This window comes from Candidatus Rokuibacteriota bacterium (assembly GCA_030647435.1).
In the GTDB taxonomy this organism is placed as follows: Bacteria; Methylomirabilota; Methylomirabilia; order Rokubacteriales; family CSP1-6; genus AR37.
This window is the reverse complement of sequence record JAUSJX010000060.1, coordinates 1-25,765: the sequence shown is the minus strand read 5'-3', so window position 1 is coordinate 25,765 and position 25,765 is coordinate 1. Positions and strand designations below refer to the sequence as shown.

Annotated in this window: 25 protein-coding genes and 2 tRNA genes; 6 read left to right on the top strand and 21 right to left on the bottom strand. The window is 64.9% G+C overall.

The window, feature by feature from the left end:
* Nucleotides 1-968 precede the first annotated feature (968 nt).
* Nucleotides 969-3,077: a hypothetical protein gene (locus Q7W02_10800; GenBank protein ID MDO8476656.1), complete on the top strand. Its 2,109-nt coding sequence runs from the start codon at nt 969-971 to the stop codon at nt 3,075-3,077.
* Here the strand turns inward: Q7W02_10800 and Q7W02_10795 are convergent.
* The 4 genes from Q7W02_10795 to Q7W02_10780 form a co-directional block, all read right to left on the bottom strand.
* Complete coding sequence (locus Q7W02_10795) at nt 3,061-4,353, bottom strand: asparagine synthase-related protein (GenBank protein ID MDO8476655.1); 1,293 nt, start codon at nt 4,351-4,353, stop codon at nt 3,061-3,063. The genes Q7W02_10800 and Q7W02_10795 overlap by 17 nt on opposite strands.
* 108 nt (nt 4,354-4,461) lie before the next feature.
* Nucleotides 4,462-5,499, bottom strand: coding sequence for a DNA methyltransferase (locus Q7W02_10790; GenBank protein ID MDO8476654.1), 1,038 nt, complete (start codon nt 5,497-5,499; stop codon nt 4,462-4,464).
* 17 nt (nt 5,500-5,516) lie between these two features.
* On the bottom strand, nt 5,517-6,179 hold the full coding sequence (locus Q7W02_10785; protein MDO8476653.1) for a hypothetical protein: 663 nt from the start codon (nt 6,177-6,179) through the stop codon (nt 5,517-5,519).
* Nucleotides 6,180-6,269: 90 nt separating this feature from the next.
* The gene (locus Q7W02_10780) at nt 6,270-6,974 is read right to left on the bottom strand and encodes a haloacid dehalogenase type II (GenBank protein ID MDO8476652.1); all 705 of its coding nucleotides are present in this window, start codon (nt 6,972-6,974) and stop codon (nt 6,270-6,272) included.
* A 579-nt stretch (nt 6,975-7,553) separates the two neighbouring features.
* Here Q7W02_10780 and Q7W02_10775 point away from each other — a divergent pair.
* Nucleotides 7,554-7,862: a hypothetical protein gene (locus tag Q7W02_10775; protein ID MDO8476651.1), complete on the top strand. Its 309-nt coding sequence runs from the start codon at nt 7,554-7,556 to the stop codon at nt 7,860-7,862.
* Between the two features lie 171 nt (nt 7,863-8,033).
* Here the strand turns inward: Q7W02_10775 and Q7W02_10770 are convergent, their stop codons facing one another.
* The 8 genes from Q7W02_10770 to Q7W02_10735 form a co-directional block, all read right to left on the bottom strand.
* A complete protein-coding gene (locus Q7W02_10770) occupies nt 8,034-8,462 on the bottom strand; it encodes a hypothetical protein (GenBank protein ID MDO8476650.1) in 429 nt (142 codons plus the stop codon).
* 187 nt (nt 8,463-8,649) lie between these two features.
* Complete coding sequence (locus Q7W02_10765; GenBank protein ID MDO8476649.1) at nt 8,650-9,099, bottom strand: hypothetical protein; 450 nt, start codon at nt 9,097-9,099, stop codon at nt 8,650-8,652.
* 123 nt (nt 9,100-9,222) lie between these two features.
* Nucleotides 9,223-10,344, bottom strand: coding sequence for a tetratricopeptide repeat protein (locus Q7W02_10760; protein ID MDO8476648.1), 1,122 nt, complete (start codon nt 10,342-10,344; stop codon nt 9,223-9,225).
* 22 nt (nt 10,345-10,366) lie between these two features.
* A complete protein-coding gene (locus Q7W02_10755; GenBank protein ID MDO8476647.1) occupies nt 10,367-10,672 on the bottom strand; it encodes a hypothetical protein in 306 nt (101 codons plus the stop codon).
* A gap of 3 nt (nt 10,673-10,675) precedes the next feature.
* Nucleotides 10,676-11,398 (bottom strand): hypothetical protein, encoded by a 723-nt coding sequence (locus tag Q7W02_10750; GenBank protein MDO8476646.1) that lies wholly within the window; start codon nt 11,396-11,398, stop codon nt 10,676-10,678.
* A complete protein-coding gene (locus tag Q7W02_10745) occupies nt 11,391-11,555 on the bottom strand; it encodes a hypothetical protein (protein ID MDO8476645.1) in 165 nt (54 codons plus the stop codon). Before Q7W02_10745 ends, Q7W02_10750 begins: the two co-directional genes overlap by 8 nt.
* Nucleotides 11,552-12,103, bottom strand: a complete 552-nt coding sequence (locus tag Q7W02_10740; protein MDO8476644.1) for a hypothetical protein — start codon at nt 12,101-12,103, stop codon at nt 11,552-11,554. Before Q7W02_10740 ends, Q7W02_10745 begins: the two co-directional genes overlap by 4 nt.
* A 215-nt stretch (nt 12,104-12,318) precedes the next feature.
* On the bottom strand, nt 12,319-12,912 hold the full coding sequence (locus tag Q7W02_10735; protein MDO8476643.1) for a hypothetical protein: 594 nt from the start codon (nt 12,910-12,912) through the stop codon (nt 12,319-12,321).
* A gap of 400 nt (nt 12,913-13,312) precedes the next feature.
* On the opposite strand from Q7W02_10735, the gene Q7W02_10730 reads away from it, so the two are divergent.
* Both Q7W02_10730 and Q7W02_10725 read left to right on the top strand, forming a co-directional pair.
* Complete coding sequence (locus tag Q7W02_10730; GenBank protein ID MDO8476642.1) at nt 13,313-13,657, top strand: helix-turn-helix domain-containing protein; 345 nt, start codon at nt 13,313-13,315, stop codon at nt 13,655-13,657.
* A gap of 176 nt (nt 13,658-13,833) precedes the next feature.
* Nucleotides 13,834-14,124 (top strand): hypothetical protein, encoded by a 291-nt coding sequence (locus Q7W02_10725; protein ID MDO8476641.1) that lies wholly within the window; start codon nt 13,834-13,836, stop codon nt 14,122-14,124.
* 1,720 nt (nt 14,125-15,844) lie between these two features.
* On the opposite strand, the gene Q7W02_10720 is transcribed toward Q7W02_10725, so the two are convergent.
* The 5 genes from Q7W02_10720 to Q7W02_10700 all read right to left on the bottom strand — a co-directional run bounded on the left by Q7W02_10720 (nt 15,845) and on the right by Q7W02_10700 (nt 19,514).
* A tRNA-Glu gene (locus Q7W02_10720) sits at nt 15,845-15,920 on the bottom strand.
* 21 nt (nt 15,921-15,941) lie between these two features.
* Nucleotides 15,942-16,015, bottom strand: a tRNA-Gln gene (locus Q7W02_10715).
* 53 nt (nt 16,016-16,068) lie between these two features.
* Nucleotides 16,069-16,899 carry an ABC transporter permease gene (locus Q7W02_10710; protein MDO8476640.1) on the bottom strand — a complete coding sequence of 277 codons (831 nt, stop codon included), beginning with the start codon at nt 16,897-16,899 and terminating at the stop codon, nt 16,069-16,071.
* 26 nt (nt 16,900-16,925) lie between these two features.
* Nucleotides 16,926-17,867: an ABC transporter permease gene (locus tag Q7W02_10705; protein ID MDO8476639.1), complete on the bottom strand. Its 942-nt coding sequence runs from the start codon at nt 17,865-17,867 to the stop codon at nt 16,926-16,928.
* A 54-nt stretch (nt 17,868-17,921) separates the two neighbouring features.
* Entirely contained in the window at nt 17,922-19,514 is a 1,593-nt protein-coding gene (locus Q7W02_10700) for an ABC transporter substrate-binding protein (GenBank protein ID MDO8476638.1), read from the bottom strand.
* 195 nt (nt 19,515-19,709) lie between these two features.
* Between Q7W02_10700 and Q7W02_10695 the strand changes: the two genes are divergently transcribed.
* The gene (locus Q7W02_10695) at nt 19,710-21,119 is read left to right on the top strand and encodes an amidase family protein (GenBank protein ID MDO8476637.1); all 1,410 of its coding nucleotides are present in this window, start codon (nt 19,710-19,712) and stop codon (nt 21,117-21,119) included.
* A gap of 40 nt (nt 21,120-21,159) precedes the next feature.
* Entirely contained in the window at nt 21,160-21,996 is an 837-nt protein-coding gene (locus Q7W02_10690; protein MDO8476636.1) for an alpha/beta hydrolase, read from the top strand.
* 63 nt (nt 21,997-22,059) lie between these two features.
* Here Q7W02_10690 and Q7W02_10685 read toward each other — a convergent pair whose 3' ends face one another.
* The 4 genes from Q7W02_10685 to Q7W02_10670 all read right to left on the bottom strand — a co-directional run.
* Nucleotides 22,060-22,836, bottom strand: coding sequence for an SDR family oxidoreductase (locus Q7W02_10685; protein MDO8476635.1), 777 nt, complete (start codon nt 22,834-22,836; stop codon nt 22,060-22,062).
* A gap of 8 nt (nt 22,837-22,844) precedes the next feature.
* Nucleotides 22,845-24,182 (bottom strand): Rieske 2Fe-2S domain-containing protein, encoded by a 1,338-nt coding sequence (locus Q7W02_10680; protein ID MDO8476634.1) that lies wholly within the window; start codon nt 24,180-24,182, stop codon nt 22,845-22,847.
* A 175-nt stretch (nt 24,183-24,357) separates the two neighbouring features.
* Nucleotides 24,358-24,528: a hypothetical protein gene (locus Q7W02_10675; GenBank protein MDO8476633.1), complete on the bottom strand. Its 171-nt coding sequence runs from the start codon at nt 24,526-24,528 to the stop codon at nt 24,358-24,360.
* A 269-nt stretch (nt 24,529-24,797) separates the two neighbouring features.
* On the bottom strand, nt 24,798-25,765 hold a 968-nt coding region (locus Q7W02_10670; protein MDO8476632.1), incomplete at its 5' end, for a DUF222 domain-containing protein.

Genomic DNA, 25,765 nt, shown 5'->3' with positions numbered 1-25,765 from the left:
GCTGAGCCGTCAGTCGTTAGCCGTTATTTACAATCATTTCCTTTAGACCTCCGATTTTAACCACAATCAGACCCTTGTAGGGACAGGCACTTGCCGACCGGATGTCCTGGAGGATTTTGAAGTCTACGACCAAGGACTCCCGGCGTTCATATGACTGCCGGGCTTTGGCTGCACTCGAGGGTTGGAGTTACGAGGCTTAGCGGATCCAGCCAGCGAGTTCAAGAATCACTTGATTCGTGGACACGTAGGCGACACCAGGTCGGCAGGAGACGCTGGAGTTCCGGCTTGGAGTGATGGGCTGAATCCCGACAAAAGTGTGACGCAACCAAGACACGCAGTACGCGGACCGCCCACGGACAAAGGAAGGGTATATGATCTTGCCAAATCGACGGTGCAGACTTTGGAAGAGGGTCGAAAAGCAACGGGGCGTCGGAGGAGGAATGCTCGTGATTTCACTAGAAGCCATTTGAAAACCGCGTGCGGCCTCGGCAGCGGTACCGGGGCAACCCATAAAATCAAGGCCCTCGGCATCGTCAGAACACCCGAGGAACGGTTTTGAAATGTCTTCTAACAACTGAAGGCATAGCGCGACAGTGGGTCCGATACGCTATGGCGCCGGGCATAGCCGTGGCGCTGGGGCTGGCGGTGGCTGGGGCAGAGGCGCCGTGGGCGCAGCCGCCGGGGCGGGTGACACGATTCCTCCCGTACTTTCGTGCGATCCGGGGTGTCCACGAAACCGGGCGAAGTTCAGGGGGGGCCTTAATGTTTCCTACGCTCGGCACGACGACGCCACGCTTCGCGCATTCTGCACTATCTCCTTCACGCCTCGATTGCGACACGATGGTTGCATTCGCTGCTCCCGGGCAATCACAGTGGTTGACTCTCGGCAAAGTAGGTACGATTGACGCTCCTTTGCTACCAGACAAAATGAGATGATAATAAGAAGGAATGCCAAGGCGGGATGGGTCATGTCAGAAGTGATCGAATCGATTGCGGCCGTTCTCAGAACCATTCCGTATGTCCTTGCGCTGCTGCTAGTACTCATCATCGGACTGGCCGTTACCTGGTACGTTGCCCGTGTCCTGCTGAAGTACATCAGCCCCCCGCCGGAGATTTACGTACACGAGGTGTATTGGGATGGCAAATCGGAGGATGCGCTGGCGCACACGTTCCGTGAGCGATTTTCACAGTGGGCCACTCTCCCTGCCGGCAAGGACCAAGCGCAGCAAGTGCTCTTCCTGCCGGACCATCTTTGGCGGGCTGAGCAGAAACTCGCCGATCTGAATGTCTCCATTGCCGGGGTAAAGGCGGGAGATGTCTTCGGGGTGATGCAGAAGTTCCTGAATCCGCCCTACAAGTTGCTCTCCGTCGAAGGGGAGACCAGCGGTCAGACTCACTACGTCGTTTTGCGATTGCAGCTGCACGGCAAGACGAAGCGCGAGTGGCGACTCTCGCAGCCGTTCGAGGCATCGAAGGGCGATGACGCGAAGAGTGTGCTCATTGACGCGGCGGTCTTCCGCGTACTGTTCGATCTCGGCGAGCAGACGCCGGGGAAGGCGTCCGAGTTCCCAGACGCTCAATCGCTGGAGGCCTTCGTTCGCGGGGCCGAGCGTATGCGGCTTTATCAGGAGGGCCAGAAGCAATCCGATCTCGTGGCAGCAATTGAGAATCTTCGGATCGTCGAGCAAGAGATGCCGCAATTCGAGCAGGGGCTGACCCTGCTGGCCCTCGCCCTCGCCGAGGATCGAAAGGAAGAGCAGGCCATACGCATCTACGGGCGGTTGCTCCGGACGGACGCACCGCTCGACAAGCAGTTGCTGGCAGGCCTGAGCCCCGATGAGAAGGCGCGACGGTATCAGCTCGAGCTCAACCGGTCACAGTCGCACTTCTTCAGATATACCCTTGATGGAGCCGCAACGTCTTTGAAGCACCTTCGTGCGTTGCGCGGGCTGATTCGGGGCGACCTGCAGGCGGGTTCCGCTGGCGCGCACGAGGCACGCAAGGTGCAGAGTCTCGCCGCATACGCCGCGGCGCAACTCGCAGACGTTACTGGTCATCTGGTGACATTCGTTGAGCGTAAGCAAAAGGTCAGTGGAGCGACCATTGACGCGTTGAATGAGGCCCGTGCCGCAGCTTCACAACAGGCCATCAAGACGGCCACGATGCCGCTTCAGGAATTCGTTGCGGCGGTTGCAAGCACGCACCGCGCATTTCTCACAGAGGCGCAGGACGCGGATCAACATGCGATTCCCTATTGGACGTCGGGCGCGCACAGCGCGACAGCGGAGCGGCGTGCCTTGCAACGCTTGATCATGAGCGCGCAGGGATATACACGATATCGTCAGGCGCTGCTTGAGGCGCCAAATGAGGCGCAGTTCCGGACCGAGTGTGATCAAGCAATCCGCGAATTGGAGTCGGCGAACGCGGCACAGCCGCGGCAGTACACCGTGCTGCAGAATCTGGGGGCAATCTATGCGGAGCCGTCGTTCAGCTCGGCCCTGAGCGACCTCTCGACGGCCGCGGATTACTTCCAGCAGTCCCTCAAGTTGAAACCGAACGACTACTGGGGTCACTACAAGCTCGCGCAGATCTACGGAAGACTGGCGGCAAAACCGGCGGGTTCGGGGAACGATCTGAAACTCGCGCGGGAGCATGTCGACAAGGCACTGGCCCTGCGGGACGATGATGAGGGTCTCTTGCTGGTGTCAGCGCGAGTAGCAATGTGGGAGTGGTCGGCGTTGTCGGGGGACGGGAGGGATGCAAAACGCGCAGAAATCGACCAGTTGCTCCATAACGCGCGCTCGGATGATCCCGGGGAACTGCATTGGGCAAAAGCAGTATGGGCCATCCAAAAGATCCGCGGCTTTCACTCCAGCAAAACCGAGGCGAAAGAGAAGGAGGCCGAGTTCCTCCTCGAGCGGAAGAATTCGCTCGAGTCGCTGAAGAATGCGAAGGCGTTTTATGACAGCCACACGACTTGGTGGGCGAAGGATCGGGCCGTCCGCATCGCAACCGCCGAGAAGGAAGTGGCCGCCTCGAATCTGGCTACCCATGCGCTGGTCACCGCTTTGTTTTGATTCGCGTCGGTGCGCACGAGATCGCGCGAAGGGTTGCCGCGCTGCTGCGCAGCAGCGACTTCAGCAGTGGACGGTAGATGTAGGGTGAGAGTCCAAACCGCTTCTGGAAAAGCGATTTAACGCCCATGGTTTCTCGAGCGATGAGCTTTGGGCGTGTCGAGAACGCGCCCAGTACGTCGCGATATGTCTCGCGGAGCGGCCACTTGAGTGCGCGCGACGGACCGATCAGCACGTCTCCTGGAATTCTACGAGCGTATTCGACCAGGTGTCTCGACAGGAATGGGTTTCTGACCTCTACCTGGTACCCGCCGTAGATTTTGTTTACGGCCCGCAGATCGAAGCGGTAGTACGTCGACAGGAAGCGTTCCTGAAGAGCGTGGTGAGGGACACGCCCCAGGAGATGGCCATAGCCCACGAAGAGCTCGTCGGCCCCGGATCCCGTCAACGCAATGTGGATGCCGAGCTCCTGCAGGCGAGCGGCGAGATGGAGGTGCATGCAGAGCTCTTCGACGATGCTGCGATTAGCGATTTCCGCGCAAGCGACTGCACTGGTGGGCGACGCTGGGGGTGCAAGCACGAGCTCCCAGTCGAGCCCCAACTCGCGAGCCACTCGCGCCGCGTTGATTGCGTCTGGGGCACGGGCGTCGACAGCAACGGTAAAGGCGCGCGTGACTCCCGACTTGGCGGCCTCGAAAGCTATGATCGTCGAGTCGATACCGCCGGAGAGGAGAATCACCACTTCGTGACGAGGGTCGTGCGCCGCGGCTTGCGAACGGACAGCCTCAGCAATACGTCTGCGGAGCACGCGTTTGCAGAAGCTCTTGTACTTCGCGTCGGAGCCGCCAGGTTTGTACGTGGTTTCGAAAAGCTCTCCCGAGTATGTGTAGTGAATGCCCGGAACGACGGGCCTGACGGCTTCGAACGGATGCCCGGCAGCCACGAGGGTCTTGATCTCGGTAGCGACACTGAGACGGGTGCCGTCGTAGGCAAAGTGAAGAGGCTGCTCACCAAGCCGATCCGTTGCGAAATGGATGTAGCCGTCATGGCTGGATAGGTAGACGATCGCCCAGTTGCCGTGGAACGATCTGAATGCTTTCCTGGGGCCGATCGATTCAAGTCGAGCGAGGACCACATCGGTATCTGAACGGTTCTGCGTCACATCCCAGAGCTCGCCCGTAAACGCGAGAACTCCGCGGCGGCCTACCGCTGGCTGGTGACGAGGCGCCCGGCCGCGAATCGGCAGAAGAGAGTGAGCCAGAACGTGGCCGTTCGGCATCGTGTGCCAGCGGACCGGTAGCGTTCCGCGCCTCTGAACGAAATGCGTGACGCGTACGTGGGCCGCGGCACTGAGCGGGCACGTTGAGACGAACAAACCGCACATAGTCTAACGGCCCTTCTGGAAGACTAGAAGTCGCTCCGATCGATGCCCGCCGCGCTGTCCGTTCCGATGATAGGGCACACACCCAATCATGAGCTTGTACACGAAGAAAGGTCGAAAGAACTGTCGCGCGATCGCAATTGCGTCATCGGCAACCGCGTGTGTCTCCGTGTTCTCGACGTTCAGGCAGTAAAACCCACCCGGCTGGAGGATGCGGTGAATCTCGCGCATCTGTGAGGCGAGAAAGTGGGTTTTCCATTCTTCGTACTCAGGATAGCGAACCCAGCTCTGTTCCCGGCCGCGACCGTATCGTTCCCGCGCGAAGTAGGGTGGCGAGCTGATCACCATGGCGGCATAGCGTCCCGGCAACTTAGGCAACAACGTTTCACAACGACCTTGGAGGACGCGTCCGCGGCCTTTGGTGAGCGGATGGCCGGAGAGAGCGTCGAGCAGGCGGCTCATCCCTTTCACGGACTGGGTGTTGGGCTCTATGCCGATGTACTCGCGGTCCAGGGGCAACGCGCCCAGCAGCCGGCCGCCGAAACCTGCAGAGGGATCGACGATGATGTCTCCATCTCGCGAATAGCGCTGGTACAGAGCGCGGGCCGCAGTCGGCCGAAAATTCGAAACTCGCTTGGTGTTGGAAAACGTTGCAAGCATCACCCTCATGTTGTTCGCGTTCAGAGGCGTGCGGTCGGTGTTGATGCGAAGCGACCGGTCTATGCAGTGAGCAAGTAGAGTGTCGTTGCGAAACACCTGCACTGGACTGCGGAAGTACTGGCACTTGACCGCCCACATGTGCGGGTGAAAGAAATTTGCTATGCCGAGTCCGAGGGGCGACCAGGTGATGGAGCGGCCGCGGCCGAAAACCGAACGGCACGACATCGCGAACTGACGGTACTGTTGCTCGAGTTGGCTTCGGGACAGCTTCGGATAAGGGAAGCCCTTCGATCGCCAGTGGTCAAACGCCGCGTCCTTGTAGCGCCCGAGTTGGCGGACGGACAGCGCGGCGATCTTCTCGGGGCGCAGATATTGAAAAGGCATCTTAACTAGTCAGAGCGTTAGGCGCCCACGAGTCTAGCACGATAAAGATCAGGAGAGAGCGGCGTCCTCTCCGCTGACGTCGGACATAGCGCACCGTCAGTCTGCGGAAGTTGCCGAGCCAGCCGATCGTGCGTTCGACAATCCAGCGCCGCCGATAGCGGCGGAGGCAACCACCGTCTTGGTCCGTGGCCTGCGTATTGTTCCGGCGGGCGGGGATGATCGGCTGAATGTGGCGCCGCTTGAGGAGGCGCCGCACGGCATTGCTGTCGTAGCCGGGATCGGCAATCAGCCGCTGCGGCCTGCCCCGGATCGGCTGACTCGCGAGGGTGTGTTTGAGGAGCGTGACCTCCGCCGGGGACGCCGCGTCGGAGAACAGGCTTTATGTTACTTACGCGCTCGGGCGAGTGCCGCACCAGCGCGTCGTAGACCACGCGCACGTAGTTGTTGGCGTCCGCCAGGCCCAGGAACGCGCGGCGCCACACGCCGCCGTACTGCCCCGTGCGCTCGACCGTGGGCACGACGAGCGGCTCGCTCGGCAGCCGCTGGTCCACCGCCGGCAGCTTGCCAGCCTTCACCTGCTCGGCCAGGATCGGCGCCTCCTTGTACTTCGACTGCGCGAACGCGGTGTCGCCGAGCGGCGCCGCGATGAAGGCGAGCACGAGCAGGATCAGCGGCAGCATTGGCATGGGCGCTCCTCCCTGGTTGCGAGAGCCTAGGGCGACGGCCGCCCCCTCGTCAAGCAATGAGCGGCGCGACAGCGATGCTCGGCGCTACGTCGCGTTCGCCAGGCGCGCCAGCGTCGCCAGATCCGGGACCTCGAGGTCCGGCCGTGCCGTCGCCGGCGGCGTCGCGCCGAATCCGGCCTTGCCGTGCCGGCGGTTGAGCCAAACCGTGTCGAGGCCGAGCTGCTTCGCCGGCACGTGATCGTGAAAGAGGCTCTGCGCGACGTGGAGGATCGCGGCCTTCGGCAGGCCGAAGCGCGCCAGCGCGTGGTGGAAGTTGTTGGGCGACGGCTTGTAGCTGCCGACCTGCTGTGCGGTGACGATCCAGTCGAACTCGACGCCGAGCTGCTGATTCGTGCGGGCGAAGAGGTCGTCGTCGACGTTGGAGATGATCGCCAGCCTGAAGCGGTGCTTGAGCGCGGCCAGCGCGGCGCGCGTATCGGCAAACGGGGGCCAGTCGCCGACCGAGTCCGCGAAGCGCGCGGCGTCGGCGCCGGAGATCGTGATCCCCAGCCGCGTGCCCAGCTCGGACACGACCGCCGTGAGCACCTCGCGATACGGCCGGTACGGGCCGTGCTCGGCCGTCGACTCGATCTCGCCGTACAGCGTCAGCATGCGGTCGGCGTCGACGGTCACGCCGTGACGCGAGAGGATCGGTCGCAGCGCCGCCAGGATGCCGGTCTCCCAGTCGATGAGCGTGCCGTAGCAGTCGAAGCTCAGGACCTGCTTGCTCGCGAAGTCGATCGTCGCCACGCCAGGAGTATGCGCCGGGTTCAGGACATGAGGTTCAGCACATATAAATGATGCGATCACGCGACGCGTCGCGCCGACGGGCACGGTGTCACGCCTCTAACAGCAAACGGCCAGGTGTCAGGACCTCCGGGTCACTTGGAAGATGGCTTGTGTGCATGTGTCACGACCTGCGGGTCACTCGTAGAAGCGACGACGTGGCAGCGGTATTGCGCCTCCTGACGCATCGACCGGCCCCGACGCACCTCGGCCACCATGGGCTGGTGTCATGCTTCCCGGGGCCTTCGTGATCCCTGGCCTCTCCCCCGGTCGTCAGTCTTCCACGATCATCCCGACCCGGAGGTCGTGGCACTTTACAGACCCGCACGTCGTGACACTTATCACACTACCTGTCAGACGAGGTCGACCCCGAAGGTCAGGTTGTTCGCTTTCGGTGATTGCGGGCCCCCGCAACCATTGTTTACAAAGGGTTGGCCGGTCATCGGCCAACCCTTTGTGCTTCCGGTGTCCGAATACTGTCCGAAACTAGTGACGGGCGGGTCGTCCGCCCAATTGAAGCGAACAAACTCGCAGGAGGAAACGATGAGCGTTTCGCCAATGGGTCATGTCGTGATTGGTGTGAAGCACGTGTGCAAGGAATTGCGGGAGGATGGGTTAGTTCCACGAGGCGTCCCCTACGCCTCCGAAGTTGCGGACGTGATCCGGCATCGAGGAGGCAAGCGCGCCGCACGCTGGTACATGAAGGGACTTGCGGATATGGCGAAGATGAAAAGGACAGGAAAAACTCCAAAACGTTTGAAGCTGGGGCGCATTCGAGTGCAGGTGGGGAATGAGTTAGTCGATATTCCGCTCGACCGGGAGACGCTCGCGCGAATCCTGAAGAGTTCCTGATTCGAGAGGACTAAGGCCCACAGGTTGCAGCGGAAGCACCAAGGGGCTAGCCGGGCGTCGGCTAGCCCCTTGGGCGTTGGGGAGGAATGCAGGAGTACCACGTCGTTGATCCTAGCCCGCCTAGCATCTTCAGGTAATGAATCGTTCCCGTAAAATGAAAGATGGAGAGGCTTACTGGCCTCTCACAAAGCTGCCCTTGAGCATCCCGACCTCGTCGACCTGAAGTTCATTGCCGGTTAGCTTGACGATTCGCTGCACGACCACCCGCCGAACCCCCGGGGCCTGGCCGCGCACCTGGGTCTCCGTCTTGATCCGTTTGCCATCGTCGGACAGTGACCACGTGAAAGACTCTGTAACCTCACCCGCCCGGACTACGTGTGGCCCGCTCATGTACTCCTGGTTTCTCAGGATCGAAGCGCCGGTGCCGTCTTTGAACAGTTCAACTTCATGCGAATATGGGTCATTCTGCCACTTCACGCGCAGACTCTCTGGCGTTTCGATCCAGCGTCCGAGCACGGTCGCCTTCGATGTCCAGGCCTGCTCGCAGCCGCCCGCGACGAGCACCACGAGAATCGCGCTCACGAATGAGTTGATGAACATGGGTTTCGCCGCTCCTGTCACCGCAATTCGTTAAAGGCTGGTACACCGCGAAGCGGGTGCACCATGAAGGCGCTGCACCCAGACTCGTGTGCCCGCGACGCCGCTATCCAGCGCACCGCAACGCCGATGCTCTTCGAAGAAGGCTAGGACAGCGACTTCAACCGGCGCATGGGGCCGCATGGCTTGCTTACTTCCCCGTCGGCCCGCGCGGGTCGACGGTATCGGGCTCATTCTTTACCCTCCAGATCATGTGGTGGGATTGAAGGGCCGAGCCGCCCACGCCTTGCTGAGGGTCACCTACGGCAAATACGTCGGCGGACCGTTGAATGGCGGCTATAGCCCGCATGGACAAAGCCATCGCGCCCGGGGCCTTCTCCGAGCGAATCCACTCACGGAATCTTTTCTTCTGTTTTTCACGAATGTCGTCGTCCAGCAGAAGGTAGACGATGTAAAAGCTCAGGTGGTTCGACTGCCTCGCCCCGTAGTTCTTACTCATCCAGTACCAAATGAGGGCGACCCCGAAGAGTGCCCATCCCCATGCCACATAGCCCGTCGCCGCGAGGCCGAGGAGGACACACCCCAAGAGGATCCAGGCCCAATACTTCACGACGAGAATGTCGTAGAGGTGGTAAAGCACCGCCTGTCTGCGCCAACCTTTCATCGCTGCATGTCCTTTCCAACGCCTACGCGGGTCCGCATGGTGGCTCCGTCATTCCTTCGTGTGATGGAAGGCGCGCTCGCTCATGCCTCCTCCTTGCACCTACCGCAAGCCGCTTCGCCTGCAGAGTTTGGTGAAGAGCAGGATGCCGCTCTTGTCACAGATAGACTCGACTAGTTCCGGCTTCTCAAAGTTGGGCTGCTTGTGAACGCGGTTTACGGTCATCGTCATGCAGACGTCGACGCGGAAATCGAACTCGTCCCGTTGTGATGCCAAGAAACCGATCTTCTCGCTTGCTGACCCTGTCCACATCACGAGTTTCCCGCACGTCGGGACCACCGTCTTTTGAACGTCGTCGATTGGACCGCCGCGTGCCACCCAATCGTCAAGAGTTGTGAAGTAGCGCTCTTCGAGTTTCTCCGAGATTGTTGGCTGCTGCCCTTCGCTCTGAGCAGAGAGGGGGAGGCCCGTTTTCAGGGTCGCCTCCGGTTTCGGCTTCCACTCCCGTGCGCGCCTTTCCGCCTCAGCGATCTGAGCAGGACTCATTCGAGCCGCCAAGGATTTGCCAGCGGCCTGAGCCTGAGAAGCAATATCGGGCGCGCCACGGGCCGGCATACTGATAGAGGGATCCCCGACCTGCTGCGGAGCTAACAAGAGCCACATCAGGGCTTCAACCTTGTCTCGAGGAACGCCCAGCCCGTCCTCGTAGAGCACAGAGAGATTAAACTGGCCCGCAGCATCACCCTGCTCGGCGGCCTTGCGGGTCCAGAATGCTGCCTTCTTATAGTCTCTCGGCCCACCAAGTCCGTACGTATAGAATGCACCGAGGTTGAACTGGCCCTGCGGGTGTCCTTGTTCGGCGGCTTTGATGGACCACTTGACGGCTTCAGGGTAGTTCCGCGGGACCCCGAGGCCCAGCGAATAGACGGCGGCCAGTTGCGCTTGGGCCTCTGCTAATCCCTGTTCAGCGGCTTTCCGGTACCACTGAATAGCCACAACATGGTCAACAGGGACTCCGAGACCCTGGTTATACATGAAGGCGACATTTAGCTGAGCCTCCGCGTGCCCTCCCTTGGCGAGGGGCAGAAATTCTCGGAGGGCCAAATTGTAGTCGCGCCGCGCAAAGGCCTTCTGGCCCTCCTCCCATCCAGCATGGGCCAAGGTCGCGACGGCGAGGATGCAGAAGAGCAGGGTGACGACGATGTAGGGCTTGCGGGTGGTCATAGATTGTTCCTTTTTAGGTCGCTCACCGCAGGCCGCAAATCTTGTCCCACATTCTGCGGATGGGACCTCGCGACTCCTCCGGCCACACACACTTGTCAAAGGCCGTCGCCTGCTTCGGGTCGTCCCGATCAAGAGTCTCAACGGTCTTCCCTAGAGAAGCGGCACAGTTCCTTAGCTTCGCGTCAAGGGATCGCTCCTGAATCAACCGCTCAAGTTCCTCCCGGCGCTGTAGCTCAGCCTGACTCACCTGTTCCAGTGGGACAGGCTTGAGTATCCACGACGCGCCGAGGATGGACCCGGCGAGAATGAGGACATGGAGTGTTTTCATCGCTTAGCCGTTGCCGCCCGAGCTGGTCAGGGAGAATGGTAGGTACGTTCTACCCGACATCCCAAGAATGTACAGCGCCGAAAAGTTCAGAGGCAAGGGAAGGACATGCTCGGTGACGAATACTCTCAGCTCGCCGATGTCCCCATCACTGGGCTTCCACCAATCGTCGAAGGCGATGACTAGCACATGGGAGGGACCGTAGTGGTCGGTTCTGCTTGCTTTGCCCTCAGCTGCCTCCTTGATCCAGGCGCACTCGCGTCGCACGTGCTCCTCACGATCAACGGCCATTAGCTCGACGTGAGTGTTCCGGTTCCGCTTGTTGCCCGAACTGATGACGGGCGACCACAGGCGTACGCCTCCGTGCGTCACGAAATACTCCATGCGGAGATGCGCTTGAGGGTCCCACGCTTGCGTTATCTCCACCATGACTTTCAATGGTGGCGAGACGGAGCCGTCACGGACTACGGCGTCGAAAGATCGGTTGTCTGGATTGGGAGTGACTAGGATGTCTTCCCGGCCCGAGTAGCGGTGCTTGACGAACAGATTCAGCGGATAAATCTCCTCATAGAACTTCTTGAAGGGTCCTTGGTGCATCAGGGCGGGTTTTCTTGCGTCCGCAACTTCGGCGATCGCGGCGATTGTCTCGTCTACCCACGCAGCCAATTCGGCGGGTGTTCTCGGCTTTGCAAGTTCCGCGAAGGGCAGGAGGGAGCGTGGGTCAGGCACGGCAACCGACCATCAGCTTCTTGGCCGTCGAAGGATGGATATTGTCCTGGTCCTCCTGCCATAGCAACCACGTACACTCCGCCGAGGCCGACGTGGCGACGGCGAGCAGGGTGCAGAGGATGACGAAGAGGAATCCGGTGTAGATGGCGGCCCTCAAGGTTGGACCCCCTTCCCGTAAGATTGAAGTAGCTTCTCCCAGCCCGGACGGGAATCCTTCGTCGCCTCTCTGATCCACCCCGGAGACTTCTTGGGCACTTGTCCGGCCCATTCCGCATTAGCTTTGAGACGTGCCTCGACGGCCCCTAACTCTTCACGCAAATCACCCCACAGAGTGCGGACGTTGACATACAAGCCGAGGGGGTCAACCCGAAGCGTGAGATGCTGCCTTTCCCCCCAACTCACCACCATCTCGATCAACTCGGCCCCGACTTTGACGTACTTGGTCTCGTACGTGTGCGCGATGCCGTCGCGAAGCGCGGTCATCACGTCTAGGGCCATAAACTTATCCACCTCGTTCCGCGCGAGCAGCTTGATCGGGACATCATTTTCGTCGCCGTCCACGAGGAGACTGAGGGCTTCGGCACCGACCATCAAGACCAGGGCGGCCATGTAATTGCCGCCGTGGCCCATCGCCAGTGTGTGCTCTATGTCGTGTTCGAGGAATTCTCGAAGCTGCTGGAAGGCGGCTGATCGGGTCGGTTTCATACCGGAGCCCTCCTTACAGGCTGGGCGGGAGTCTAGCAGAGTCAGAAACTCTCCGAGAGTTCTCCGAGAGTAGGCCCCAACAAGGCCCAGAGCGGCCCATAGCCGAAAAGGCGGGCGTCAGGAGTTTCGCGAGTTTCTCTGGGGCGCTCTGGGCGGCACCGCGCTAAAGATTCCCCTGTATGCCGAACGCAAGGGCTGGACGCCCGACCGGACCTTCAGCGCGTAGAAAGGAGTGCGCCGGAGTTGCTATTTGACAGGTCCATCTTCTGCTCTTCGCCAGTGATCTCAACTGGTACGAGCCAGCTAAGTTCGTTATCGAAGACTTTATATTCCGCATACAAATAGTATTTACCTCTCGGCACCGTCCTGAAGGCATAGGTGCCGTTGACGTCAGTGCGGGTGGACTTCGCCACCGCGGCCGCTAGAATCGGGCGAGCACGGGCGAGATACGTGGCTCGTACTTCAGAGAGCCTGGCGGCCCAGGCGGCCCAATTGTCGCCGTAGGACTTCAAGAAGCCACTGTCATACCTCAAGCTTGAGTATGCTTGGTACGCGGCGTCATAACCTGCCTGTGCCTTCGAGGACTCTTCACGAGATTCCTTCTTCAATCGCGTCCATTCTTGGTCAAACTTTTCTGAGCGGGCAATAAGGACTACTTCAACATCTGCACCCCGCTTAACATCCCCAGATTTCATGGTTACAAAGATGGTTCCTGTTATATCCCCGCTCCGCGAGCAGGCCATCACCAACACGGAAAGCAGGAGGTAGCCGGTGAAGAGTCCCAACAACTGAGCGCGCCGATTGCTCATCAACACCTTCCATTGCGAGGCGGGCGTTTGAGGGCCTCAGTGCCACTATCGGCACACCGACGGGGAGTCTAGCAGAGTCAGAGGGTGTCCGAAAACTGTCCGAAAGCGACGCCCAACACTGCCCAATCACACCCCAAGCAGATAGCGTTGAGAGCTAGGCGTTTCGCGGATTTGCTTGGGGGGCGTTGGGTGCCGTCGCGCTAGGGATTCCCCTCATAACCCAAAGGTCGCTGGTTCAAATCCAGCCCGCGATTTGAACCAGCCAGATTTGAACCAGCCGGCAGAGCCTTGAAGTAGCGCATCCCACCGGCCCAAGTGCGGGCGACCCAAGGCGTGTCACGGAGATACATATGTCCTGCGAGGCTTGCGTTCGAGTTATTTTGATGTATACATATGGGCCATGGCGCGACGCCGGGCACCCCGACCGGTCGCCGGACGGCCGCGGATCACGTTCTACTGGGACAATCCCCCGGGGCCGAGGTCGGGCGGCAGCATTGAACGAGTCTGGCGCGGGCAGGTCTACGAACGTGAGGTTGGCCCAAGTGACTGGCTGGATGTCCCGGAAGCTGCGGCGGCCCTGGGCGTGCGGCATGTCTTTTCGGTCTACCGGGCGATTTGGGATGGGCGGCTCGACGCGATCCAGCGCGGTCGCGATATCCGGGTTTCCCTGGCCGCGATCAAGGCGTACCTGAAGGAGGAGGCATCGCGGCCTGGCCGGAAGGGTCGGCGGCGGCTGAGGGAGTGAGATCTCCGCGTGCGGCCATCACTGGCCCGACGGGGTGTAGCGGGGGGTCCTGACAGGGGGTCCTGACAGGGGGTCCTGACCGGGGGGTCTCGACGGGGATCCCTCCCCCTATGGGATGGCAGAGTGTATCCCCTATAGGATATGGGAGATACCACGGACATACGGAGGAGATACCCATGCAGATACAGGAGAGCATCTACGGTGGACGGGCGGACGACATCTATGGCGCTCCCATACCGGTGTCGTCCATCTATGTGAGCCTTGTCTGTGCTTCGGCCATCGTCCTCGGACCGCTGGGCGCGTGGCAGGTGCCGGCGCGGTACAGGGCACGCCCCGTGACGTTTGTGCCGTCGCAGTTCTGGCCCGACGCCGTGCGCACGGCCGTCGTGGACGCGCTCGCCTCGGCCTTGATTCGAGACGTGGTGACGCCCCCGTATGAGCCCGGTCCCGAGGAGATCTCGACATGAGTGCACGGACGGGTCGGTCGAGTCCCCGCCCCTTGGCAGCGGCCGGCCCGGTGGTGGCCGCCGTCCTTGCCCGAAAGTCGACGGAACAGGTCGGCGTAACAGACGAGCAGCGGTCGGTGACCCGGCAGACCGAGCATGCCCGGGCCTATGCGCTGGCGCACGGCTGGGTCGTCCGGGATGAGTACATCTTCGTGGACGATGGGATCAGTGGAGCCGAGTTTCGGAAGCGACCGGGACTGACGCGGCTCCTGAACACGCTCCGGCCGCACCCGCCCTTCCAGGTGCTCATCATGAGTGAGGAAAGCCGGCTCGGGCGGGAGCAGATCGAGACGGCCTACGTCATCAAGCAGATCCTCGATGCCGGAGTACGGATCTTCTACTACCTCGACGATCGGGAGCGCACGCTCGACTCGGCCACCGAGAAGATCCTTCTCTCGCTCCACAGCTTCGCCTCCGAAATGGAGCGGGAGCGGGGGCAGCAGCGGACGCACGACGCCCTGTCGCGCTTGGCGCGGAGCGGCTTTGTCACCGGCGGCAAGGTCTACGGCTACGACAACGTCCGGGCCAGCACGCCCGGGTTGGGCGGTGGGGCACACCGGCCACCAGCGCGGCGGGTGATTAATCCGGCGCAGGGCGCCGTGGTCCGCCGCATCTTCGAGCTGTCGGCCGCGGGCTGGGGCATCACGCGCATCGCCAAGCAGCTCAATGAGGAAGGGGTCTCCCCTCCCCGCGGTGGTGAGCATGGCTGGGCGCCGACCGCCATCCGCGAGATGCTCCACAATGAGCTTTACCGCGGCCGGGGCCTCTGGAATCGCACCAAGAAGGCCCACCGGCGGGGGACGAAGACGCAGGAGACGCGGCCGCCCGCAGACCTGGTCGACGTTGAGCTGCCTGATTGCCGGATCATCTCGGAGGACCTCTGGGAGGCCGCGCATGCGGCGCTCGATCGCCGGGCGAGCGTCTTTGTTCCCCAGATCCGGGCCTTGACCGAGGCGGAGCCCCTTCCGCAGCTGACGCCGCCGTCGCCGTACCTGCTGAGTGGGCTCGCCCGCTGCACCTCGTGTGGCGGGCCGATCATCGCCATGAGCCGTCACCACGGCCGCCGTCGGGGCTACTTCTACGGGTGCGCCCACAACTCGAAGCGGGGCCCGGCCATCTGCTCGAACAACCTTCATCTCCCGCAAGCGATCCTCGACGAGGCCGTACTGGGCGCCATGGTCCATGCTCTCGATGCCGAGTTGGTGGAGGCCGCCGTGGCGCAGGCGTTTGCGCGGCTGACGGAGACCGCTGCGGAGACAGCAGACCGGCGGCCGATGCTGGAGAGCGAGATCGCCGAGGCGCGGGGTCGGGAACAGCGGCTTGCCGATGCCATCGCGCACGGGAGCCCCGGTGACGCTGCCCCTGAGGCCCTGCTCAGCACGCTCCGCGGTGAGGAGACTCGAAGAAAAATCCTAGAAGAGCAGCTCGCCACGCTACCGGAGCCGACGGCGGTCATCTCGGTAGATCGCGACCACGTGGCCCGCGAGCTACGCACCCGCGCGGACGATATGCGGGGCGTGCTCCGCCGTCATGGTGCACAGGCGCGTGAGGCGCTCCAGACACTTCTGGTGGATCGCGTCGACTGCACGCCCGTGCTCGTCGCCGGGACGCGGGGTTACGCGTTCACCGGCGACGGCACGTTCGGCGGGCTGCTGGCGGCCAGCACGTGGCCCACTTCCTATGGTGGCCCCAACGGGATTCGAACCCGTGTTTCAGCCTTGAGAGGGCCGTGTCCTGGGCCTCTAGACGATGGGGCCACGTCGGCGGGACGAGGCGGTTGGCTGGGAGAGGAGGAGTCGAACCTCCACTACGGGGTCCAGAGCCCCGCGTCCTACCATTAGACGATCTCCCAAGCCCTCGGGCAGTGTATGACGGCCCCTTCGGGCCTGTCAAGAAGCCAGCCCCTCAGAGCCGCTTGCGCAGCCTCGGGTCGAGGCTGTCGCGCAGGCCGTCGCCCATGATGTTGACCGCGAGCACCGTCGCCGCCAGGAAGATGCCCGGGAAGAAGATGTTGTGGGGGAAGAGGCGGAAGAGCGCGCGCCCCTCGGCCATGATGTTGCCCCAGGTCGGCGTCTCCGGCGGGATCCCGACGCCCAGGAAGGACAGGATCGCCTCGATCACGATCGCGGAGGCGCAGACGTAGGTCGCCTGGACGATGAGCGGCGCCAGCGCGTTTGGCAGGACGTGGCGCACGATGAGCGGGACCGTGCGCGCGCCGAGCGCGATCGCCGCTTCCACGTAGGGCTCCTCGCGGATCGACAGCACGACCGAGCGCACGAGCCGGACCACGCGCGGCACCTCCGGGATGACGATGGCGACGATGACGGCGCGCAGACCAGCCGTGGAGAGCGACACCAGCGCGATGGCGATGAGGATCGCGGGCACCGCCATGAGCCCGTCCATGATGCGCATGACGAAACCGTCGAGCCAGCGGAGATAGCCGGCGAGGAGGCCGATCACGAGACCGGCGGTGACGCTGATGAGGGCCACGGTGACGCCGACCAGCAGCGAGACGCGGGCGCCGTACAGCACCCGGCTGTAGATGTCGCGCCCGAGGCTGTCCGTGCCCATCCAGTAGGTCGTCGACACCTGGCGCCCGTCGGCGCCCGTCAGAACGCGAACGGCCCCGGGACGCTTGTTGCGCGAGGCCGGGTCGATCTGCGCGGGATCGCGCGTGCCGAGGAACGGCGCCGTGAGGCCGATCAGCAGGATGACGGCGAGGATCGCCCCGCCCATCAGCACACTCCGGTTCTGCACCGCTTTCAATACCGGATCCTCGGGTCGAGAAAAGTGTACGTCAGATCCACGAGGAGATTGATCAGGACGTAGGCAACGGAGAAGAGCAGGATGACGGCCTGGACGGTCGGGTAGTCGCGGGCCAGCACCGCGTCCACGGTCAGCCGGCCGAGGCCCGGGATGCCGTAGACCGACTCAGTGACGACGACGCCGCCGATCAGGAACGCCACGCCGAGGCCGATGACGGTGACGATGGGCACGGCGGCGTTGCGGAGCACGTGGCGCAGCAGCACGGCGCCCTCGCCCAGGCCCTTCGCGCGGGCCGTGCGGACGTGGTCGGTGCCCAGCACCTCGAGAACGCTGGTGCGCGTGATGCGCGCGATCAGCGCCATGTAGATCACGGCCAGCGTGACGCTCGGCAGGATCAGCCGCTGGAGGAAGCCCCAGAATCCCTCGGCGAGCCGCTGGTACCCCTGCACCGGCAGCCAGGCGAGCTGGATGGCGAAGAGGTACATGAGCAGGTAGCCGATCACGAAGACCGGCACCGAGAAGCCGAGCACAGCAAACCCCATCACCGCGCGGTCGATCCACGTCCCTCGCAGGGCGGCCGCGACGACGCCGAGCGGCACGGCGACAGTCACCGCGAGCAGGACGGTGCAGAGCGCCAGCGCCGCCGTGGGCTCGAGGCGGTCCCGGATCAGCTCGGCGACCTGCTTCTTGAAGAAGAAGGACTCGCCGAAATCACCCTGGGCGACTCGGCCGACCCATATGGCGAACTGCTGGACGATGGGCCGCTCGAGACCGAGCTTGACCCGGATCTCGGCCACCTGCTGTGTGGTGGCGCTGTCACCCGCGATGATGGCGGCGGGGTCGCCACCCGTGAGGCGGAGGAGGAGGAAGACAAAGACCGCCACGACCGTGACGACCGGGATCGTGGCGAGGATACGGCGGACGATATAGCCCAGCATGGGACGGAGCGCCCCGCCGGTCGCGCTAACGGCCGGCGGGGCGCACGGGGTCGCTCAGCGGCCCGTTTTCTCGATGCCCCAGAACACCGTCGCAGGCGCCAGGATCAGGCCTGTGACGTTCTTTCGCATGGCGGCAGGCCCGTACCACTGCCCCAGCCAGATATGCGTCGGATACTGCGTCTCCCGTACCTGCACCGCCTCGGCGATGCCCTTGAGCTTGGCCGGGTTGGTCTCGCGGGCGTACTGGTCCCGCAGCGACTCCAGCTCCTTGTCGCAGGGCCAGCCGAACATGGCGGTGTCGCAAGAAGCGTTGATGAAGCCCGAACCGATCGGGTTCAGAAGGTCCGCGGCGACCCACGAGGTCAGGAACGCATGCCAGCCGCCCTGCGCCGGCGGGTCCTTCTTCGCACGCCGGGCCACCAGCGTCTGCCAGTCCATGGACTGCATGTCTACCTTGAAGCCGGCTTTCTCCATGAGGTTCTTGGCCACCGGCGCGAGGTTCGCCAGCACGGCCAGGTCCGTCGAGTGCATGAGCACGATGGGCGTGCCGTCGTAGCCCGCCTCCTTGAGCAGCGCCTTGGCCTTCTCGAAGTTCGAGTCGAGGAAGCCCTCCATGCCCTTGAACGACTCGTTCGGCGAGCCGCACGGGAAGAGCGCCTTGCAGACCTTGTAATACGCCGGATCGCCGATGACGGCCTCGAGGAAGTCCTTCTGGTTGAAGGCGATCATCACCGCCTGCCGGATCTTGGGATTGTCGAAAGGCTTGGCGAGCACATTGAAGCGGAACGCGTACTGGTTGCCAAGCGGGTTGCCGGTCACCAGATTGATGTTGGCGTCCTTCTTGAGCACCGGCAGGAGGTCGTGCGGGGGCGACTCGATATAGTCGATCTCGCCCGCCAGGAGGGCATTGATCGCCGTCTGGTGGTCGCTGATCGCCCGCCACTCGACACGATCGAGCTTGACGACCTTGCCGCCGGCCAGGCCCGACGCGGCCTCACTCCGCGGCTTGTACTGGGCGAACTTGACGTAGACGGTCTTGTCGCCGGGCTTCCACTCGTCCCGTTTGAAGACGAAGGGGCCCGAGCCCGTGAAGTCCGAGATTTGCTCGCTCGCGGGCGTGTCGGCCACGCGCTTCGGCATCATGAACGGCACGTTCGAGCTGGGCTTGCCGAGCGCGGGCAGCACCAGTCCCGTCTGCTCCTTCAGGACGATCTTGAAGGTCTTGGCGTCCACCACGACGAGGTCCTTCACGAAGGACATCATCTTCTGCCCCATCGTGTCCTTCTGGGCCCAGCGCTTGATCGAGGCGACGCAGTCCTCGGCCGTCACCGGCTTGCCGTCGTGCCAGAGGAGCCCGTCGCGGAGCGTCATGGTGTACGTCAGCTTGTCCGCGCTGATGTTGTACTTGCCGACCATCTGGGGCTTGATCTCGCCCTTGGCATCGGTGGAGAAGAGGGTGTCGTAGACCATGTAGCCGTGGTTGCGGACGATGTAGGCGGTGGTCCAGATCGGGTCCACGATCTTGAGGTCTGAGTGCATGACGACCTTGAGGACGGTCTGAGCGCCCGCGGGCTGCGGAGCGCCGGCGAGACACCACAGCACGGAAACGGCCGCACACGCGGCTGCAGAACGGCGCAGGAACTTCATGGGCTCCTCCTTGGAACGCTCGAAACGTTGGGCTCACGCCGGGGGGTGGGCTACGCCGTCCATCCTCCTGCCGACAGCGAAGAGGGAACCACAGGCCTGTCGGTCTTGTCAACGCGGCCGCGCCTCCGGCCCCCGGGTGGTACCATACCGCTCATTCGCGCGCCCCGCGCGGGCCACCCCTGAGGAGGCATGCCGATGGAACGCGAGCTGTGGCGCTGGGACGCTGTGGAGCTGGCCGCCGCCATCCGGATGCGGACGATCTCGAGCCGGGAGGCGGTGCAGTCGGTGCTCGGGCGTCTCGAGGCCGTCAACCCCGCGATCAATGCCGTCACCGGGGTGCTGGGTGAACAGGCGCTGGGCGCCGCCGATGCCGCCGACGTCGCGGTCAAGCGCGGCGAGGTCGTGGGGGTGCTCCACGGCGTCCCGGTCACGATCAAGGAGAACATCGACCAGGCCGGCCAGGCTACTACCAACGGTATCGTCGCGTTCAAGGACGTGATCGCCAAGAGCGACAGCCCGCCCGTCGCCAACTGGGCGCGGGCCGGCGCTGTCATCATCGGGCGCACCAACACGCCCGGCTTCAGCCTCCGGTGGCACACGGACAATGCGCTCCGCGGCCGCACCTTCAACCCCTGGGCGCGCGAGCGCACACCCGGGGGCTCGAGCGGCGGCGCGGCCTCAGCGCTGGCGAGCGGCATCGCTCCCCTGGCCCACGGCAACGACCTCGGCGGCTCGGTCCGGTATCCGGCCTACTGCTGCGGCGTCGCCGGCATCCGTCCCACGCTCGGCCGCGTCCCGGCCTACAACCAGACGGCGACGGAGGAGCGCCCGCCCGCGCTCCAGCTCATGTCCGTCCAGGGTCCGCTCGCGCGGCGGGTGCGCGACGTGCGCCTCGGCCTGGCCGCGATGGCCCAGCGCGACCCGCGCGATCCGTGGTGGGTACCGGCGCCGCTCGAGGGTCCTCCCACCGTGCGCCCGATCCGCGTCGCGCTCTCCGTGGATCCCGGGAAGCAGGGCGTCCATCCCGACGTCGCGGCGGCCGTTCGCGCCGCCGGGAACGCCCTGGCCGAAGCGGGCTATGCCGTCGAAGAGGTGGACCCGCCCGACGTCGCCGGAGCCGCCGCCTGCTGGGCCGCGCTCATCTGCGCCGAGCTACGCCACGTCACCCTGCCCTACATCCTCAAGCACGGAGACGCCGACGTCATCCGGTGCACGGAGCTCACGCTCGAGCAGGGGCCGGACCTGGGGCTCGACGCCTACCTCAAGTCCCTCGGCGAGCGGAGCAAGCACGTGCGCGACTGGATGCTCTTCTTCGAGCGCTACCCGCTCGTCGTCGGCCCGGTTTCGACCGAGCCGCCCTTCACCGTCGGCTTCGACGTCGAGAGCCTCGAGAGGACGCGGGACGTCCTGCGAGCCCAGCGGCTGCTGGTGGCGGTCAACCTCCTCGGGCTTCCAGCCGTCTCGGTGCCGACGGGCCTCTGGGGCGGCTTGCCGCTCGGCGTGCAGGTGATCGGCGGGCGCTACCGCGAGGACCTCTGCCTCGACGCCGCCGAGGTCATCGAAGCCCAGCGCGGCCTTCCCACGCCCATCGACCCGGTCGGATAACGCGATCGATCGCACTGGAGACACACTCAGGAGATTAACGATGCCCGACGGCGCGGCCATCGGGTACCGGCTCTGGCAGCCGGGCGCGCCGCGCCGGCTCCTGGTGTTGCTCCACGGCGTTGGCAGCAACATGACCCGGTGGACGGAGTTCGTCGGGCGGACCACGCTCAGGGATTCGTGGGACCTTCTGCGCCTCGATCTCCGCGGCCACGGTCTCTCGCTTCACCGCGGGCACATCGGGATGGCCGAATGGTGCGCCGACTTGGCCGGCGTCCTCACCGCCGAGGGTTACCCTCGAGCGGTGATCGCGGGGCACTGCCTCGGGGCCGGCATCGCCACCGAGTTCGCCGTCCGCCAGCCCGGTCGCGCGGCGGGGCTCATCCTGATCGAGCCCGTGTTCCAGGAGGCCCTGATCGGAGGCATGCGGCGGCTCGTCCGCTTCCGTCGGCTCTGTATCCTGCTTGCCCGCCTCGTGCTCGCGGTGAACGCCCTCGGCGTTCACCGCCGAAGGCTCGCGCCCCTCGATCTCGAGGCGCTCGACCGCGAGACCCGCGCGCTCATGGCCGAGGCCGGTTCGACCGAGGCTCTCGCGCGCTACGCTTCTCCCCTGCTCGACCTGCGCACAACGGCGACCGCCGTCTACCTGCAGGACCTCATCGCGCTCACCGGCCCGACCCCCGAGATGGAGGCGATCCGCACCCCTGCGCTCGCCCTCGTCACCCCTGGCGGCGGCTTCACCGACCCCGCGGTCACCCTGCGTCTGGTGGAGCGGCTCGAGGGCTGTCGGGTGGTCTGCCTGCAAGCGCGGCACTGGATCCCGACCGAGCAGCCCGAGGCCATGCGCCAAGCCATCGAGGGCTGGTGCCTCGTCCTATGACAGCCCGTACTTCCTGAGCTTGTAGCGAATGACGAGCGCGCCGGCCCCACGCCCGACTGCTTACTAAAGGATGGACTTGCCGGCGTCCACCATGAGCGTGGCGCCGGTGATGTAGGAGGACTCGTCGCAGGCCAGGAAGAGAATCGGGTAGGCGACTTCCCGCGGCTCCGCCCAGCGCCCGAGGAGGTTGTCCTCCGCGCGCTGCGCGCGCAACTCGGCCTCCGAGACGCCCTGAGCGGCGGCGCGGCGGATGTGAAAGGGCGTGATCGTCCCGCCCGGGCACACCGCGTTCACGCGGATGCCGTGGGGCGCTTCCTCGACGGCCAGCGCGCGGGTGAATCCGAGCACGGCGGCCTTGGTCGTGTCGTACTGGCCCATACCTGCCCGTCCCTTGACGCCGTAGACGGACGAGACGTTAACGATCGAGCCGCGCCCGCCGAGCCGCAGCGACGGCAGCGCGGCCTTGCAGCAGTACGCCGTGGCAAGAACGTTGACGCCGAGGATGTACTCCCAGCCCGCAGCATCAGCCGCCGCCAGCGGCGTGTAGAGCCTGACGCCGGCGACATTGACCAGGGTATACAGCGCGCCGAAAGCCGCGAGGGTGTGATCCACGACGCGCCGAGCCTCCGCCTCGCTGCTGAGGTCGGCGACCATCGCCGACACGCGCGCGCCGGGCACCGCCTTGGCGATGCCGGCCGCGGCCGCCTCGACAGCGGCCCTGTCGCTGTCCACGAGGGCGACCTGCCCGCCCTCTTCGGCGAACAGCCGGCCCGTCGCCTCTCCGATGCCGCCTCCCCCGCCCGTGACGATGGTGACGCGGCCGGCCATGCGCGAAGCCATGCGTGCGCTCAGGCCAGGGTCAGGTGGCCGCCGGGCTTGACGACAACGCGCCCCATGGCGCCCTCGACCCAATTGGCCCCAGCGGGCAGCAGGAAGGAGGTCGAGCGCACGCAGAAGGATTCCGGGCTGGCCTCGGCGGGCAGCTCCCCTCGCTCGTGGAGCGCCCTCGCCAGGCCCATGAGCCGCCTGCGGACATGAATGATCGCCGTGTCGCTGGTCCCCAGCCGCTCCTGCGTGCGGTCCACGATGGGCCCCTGGCTCTCCTGGACGGCCTGGTCCTGCACGCCGAAGCCCGGGATGCCGCAGAACATGCGGGTGCGGTGCGCCTCCCAGTCCATCCCGTAGTCGTTGTCGCGGTTGGCCGCGGTGCGCACGTCGCCGTAGGCGTCCGACGTCGCCGGCGCGTAATCGCAGACGTGCGCGCCCTTGCCCGCGATGTGGAGCGCCCGCTCCTCGTCCGTGAGCGCGCGGTCGGGGTGCCACGTGACCATCCAGTTGACGACGTTGGTGTCGTCCATGGGCACCCAGATGTGCGACTGGGTCATCTTCTCGTCGCGGTCGGTCGGCGGCATCGTGTAAAACGGCATGAGGAACTGGCTCACGCGCCAGTAGTGCTGCCCGTCCGGCCACGACCGGCGCGCGCCGATGAGCGCCCCGTAGTCAGTGTCCGCCACCTCGAAGCGCGGGGCGCGGTCGGCCGTCTGGACGGCCTCGCCGATACCGAAGCTCGCCCGGTCGAGCTCGCGCGCGATCTCCGTGTCGGTGTGGCTGATCGGCGCGTGGAGGAACGAGATGTGGCTCGAGTCGATCCCGCCCTCGAGCGCCTGGAACCAGTTGCACTCCTGGACGCGCTTGGAGATGAGCGTGTGGGACTCGGGCAGGAGGGTCCACTCGAGCTGCGGCAGCGGCGGCGGCGGGCTCGCGGGCCCCCCCGCCGTTCCCATATACGCCCAGATGACCCCGCCCCGCTCCTCGCACGGATACGCGACGTGGCGAACTTTCGACGCGAAGCTCGATTCCGGCGGCTCGCTGGGCATCTCGAGGCAGCGACCATCCGCGCCCAGCTTCCAGCCGTGGTAGACGCAGCTCATCCCGTCGTCGTCCACGCGCCCGAAGTAGAGGGACGCCAAGCGGTGAGGGCAGAACTCGCCGATGAGCCCGGGCCGGCCGCTCTTGCCCCGGAAGGCGATCAGGGGCTCGCAGAGAAGCCTGACCCGCTTGACGCGGCCGCCGGCCTCGAGCTCGCCGGACTGGACGACGGGAATCCAGTACCGCCGAAGGAGGGCGCCCATCGCCGTCCCCGGTCCCGTCCTCGTGAGGAGCTCGTTCTCTTCCCTGGTCAACATTGGGTAGAACCTCCTGGGGCTGGATACTCGTGTCGGCAGAATACCATGCGACACCTGGACGTCGGGATGACGACATGACTCCACCCCTGCGACGAGGAGACCTCCCGATGGCTCGCCCCACGGGCCTCGATCATGTCGGCCTCAAGGTGACCGACATGGACAGGAGCCTTCGCTGCTACGAGGCGCTCGGGCTCATGGTGCTGCGAAGGTCCGGGCCCAACGCCGACGGGCTGCGGTCGGCCGTCGTCCAGGCCGGGAGCCAGGAGTTCAATCTCTTCGCGCGGGCCGACTTCGTCCCGGCCGCTCCCGAGACTGCCGTCGGCGTGGACCACTTCTGCCTCGCCATGGAGGCCGCCTCGATCGACGACCTCGTCGCGCACCTGCACCAAGCCAGGATCGACATCGTCAAGGGACCCCTGGAACGGCGCAACGGGAGATCGGTCTTCGTCCACGACCCGGACGGCGTCCGCGTGGAGCCGCGGCTGCCTCTGTACGCTGGCGCTATCGCGAGACGCACGACCTCATCATCCGCGCGTGGACCGAGCCTTGGCACAGCAGCTTCTCCGCCGTCGCCCCACCCGCCTCGAGCAGCACCCCGGGCAATGCCTGTTCGGATTATCGGCATGGGCTCGGTCTCTGGGCGAGAGGGTGCAGGACGTCGATGGCCCAGCCCACATTCAGCCGCTCCCCGAGCCAGCCGGGGCATGCCGTGCGCGCGTCGAGGCGCAGGCCCAGCGCGTCGTGACACGCGCGGAGAGCCTCGACGGGATCACCGGGCACCGCGGCAGGCGGTGGCACCTCAGGCAGCGGGCGGCGGTCCGGCCGCCGGAAGCGGAGCGCGCCGTCGGGGCCGCGCGCGACCTGATAGCCCTCCTCGTGGACGGCGCGGTGATGCCGGCGGCAGAGGAGGGCGAGGTTCGACAGCGTGGTCGGGCCCCCGTGGGCCCAGTGGCGGAGATGATGCCCCTGGCCGAAGCGGACACCGCAGCCCGGGAAGCGGCAGCCCCGGTCCCGATGCTGGAGCGCTCGCCGTAAGGCGGGGGAAATCGTCCGGGTCCGGGCCCCGATCTCCAGCAGGCGCCCGGCATCATCATGGCGCATCACCACCCGGCTCGCGTCACACGCCAGGCGCTGGGACGTTTCCGCGGAAACGCGCGCGCCGTCCTCGAGGACGGACTGGCCGGGCTGATCCGGATCGGCCAGCACGGGGGCGTCGACGTGGACCACCACCTGGTAGCGCTCCCCCGGGGCGCCGGGATCGAGCCCATGGTGCAGGGCCGTCTCGGCGAGCAGGGCCAGGGCATCGGCCTGCCGCTGGGCCAGCGTGGGCGTTTCCGCGGAAACGTCGCCGGGCCCAACCGCCCCGTCCGGTACCCGGGCCCGCTGGTAGAGGGCCTCGCGCGCGGCTGCGAGGGCTTGCAGGAGCAGCGCCCCGACCTCCGGCTCGAGCCGCCCCCTGAGGACCACCATGCCGTCCTCATCCTGGTAGACGTGCAGCGCCCGGCCCGCATGCCGCAGCGCACTCTCCCGCGCCTCGGCCCGCCGATCCACCCGCCGCCAGCCGCGCACGATCCGCTCGACAT

Bases quoted from the DNA above. Each gene is read 5' to 3' on its own strand.
- Q7W02_10735 (MDO8476643.1), bottom strand. From the start codon at position 12,912: ATGAGCAATCGGCGCGCTCAGTTGTTGGGACTCTTCACCGGCTACCTC.
- Q7W02_10770 (MDO8476650.1), bottom strand. From the start codon at position 8,462: ATGTTCATCAACTCATTCGTGAGCGCGATTCTCGTGGTGCTCGTCGCG.
- Q7W02_10710 (MDO8476640.1), bottom strand. From the start codon at position 16,899: ATGGGCGGGGCGATCCTCGCCGTCATCCTGCTGATCGGCCTCACGGCG.
- Q7W02_10800 (MDO8476656.1), top strand. From the start codon at position 969: ATGTCAGAAGTGATCGAATCGATTGCGGCCGTTCTCAGAACCATTCCG.
- Q7W02_10755 (MDO8476647.1), bottom strand. From the start codon at position 10,672: ATGAAAACACTCCATGTCCTCATTCTCGCCGGGTCCATCCTCGGCGCG.
- Q7W02_10760 (MDO8476648.1), bottom strand. From the start codon at position 10,344: ATGACCACCCGCAAGCCCTACATCGTCGTCACCCTGCTCTTCTGCATC.
- Q7W02_10705 (MDO8476639.1), bottom strand. From the start codon at position 17,867: ATGCTGGGCTATATCGTCCGCCGTATCCTCGCCACGATCCCGGTCGTC.
- Q7W02_10730 (MDO8476642.1), top strand. From the start codon at position 13,313: ATGGCGCGACGCCGGGCACCCCGACCGGTCGCCGGACGGCCGCGGATC.
- Q7W02_10680 (MDO8476634.1), bottom strand. From the start codon at position 24,182: ATGTTGACCAGGGAAGAGAACGAGCTCCTCACGAGGACGGGACCGGGG.
- Q7W02_10685 (MDO8476635.1), bottom strand. From the start codon at position 22,836: ATGGCTTCGCGCATGGCCGGCCGCGTCACCATCGTCACGGGCGGGGGA.
- Q7W02_10695 (MDO8476637.1), top strand. From the start codon at position 19,710: ATGGAACGCGAGCTGTGGCGCTGGGACGCTGTGGAGCTGGCCGCCGCC.
- Q7W02_10785 (MDO8476653.1), bottom strand. From the start codon at position 6,179: ATGCTGCCGCTGATCCTGCTCGTGCTCGCCTTCATCGCGGCGCCGCTC.
- Q7W02_10675 (MDO8476633.1), bottom strand. From the start codon at position 24,528: ATGGCGAGGCAGAAGTGGTCCACGCCGACGGCAGTCTCGGGAGCGGCC.
- Q7W02_10775 (MDO8476651.1), top strand. From the start codon at position 7,554: ATGAGCGTTTCGCCAATGGGTCATGTCGTGATTGGTGTGAAGCACGTG.
- Q7W02_10790 (MDO8476654.1), bottom strand. From the start codon at position 5,499: ATGCCTTTTCAATATCTGCGCCCCGAGAAGATCGCCGCGCTGTCCGTC.
- Q7W02_10740 (MDO8476644.1), bottom strand. From the start codon at position 12,103: ATGAAACCGACCCGATCAGCCGCCTTCCAGCAGCTTCGAGAATTCCTC.
- Q7W02_10795 (MDO8476655.1), bottom strand. From the start codon at position 4,353: ATGCCGAACGGCCACGTTCTGGCTCACTCTCTTCTGCCGATTCGCGGC.
- Q7W02_10725 (MDO8476641.1), top strand. From the start codon at position 13,834: ATGCAGATACAGGAGAGCATCTACGGTGGACGGGCGGACGACATCTAT.
- Q7W02_10690 (MDO8476636.1), top strand. From the start codon at position 21,160: ATGCCCGACGGCGCGGCCATCGGGTACCGGCTCTGGCAGCCGGGCGCG.
- Q7W02_10700 (MDO8476638.1), bottom strand. From the start codon at position 19,514: ATGAAGTTCCTGCGCCGTTCTGCAGCCGCGTGTGCGGCCGTTTCCGTG.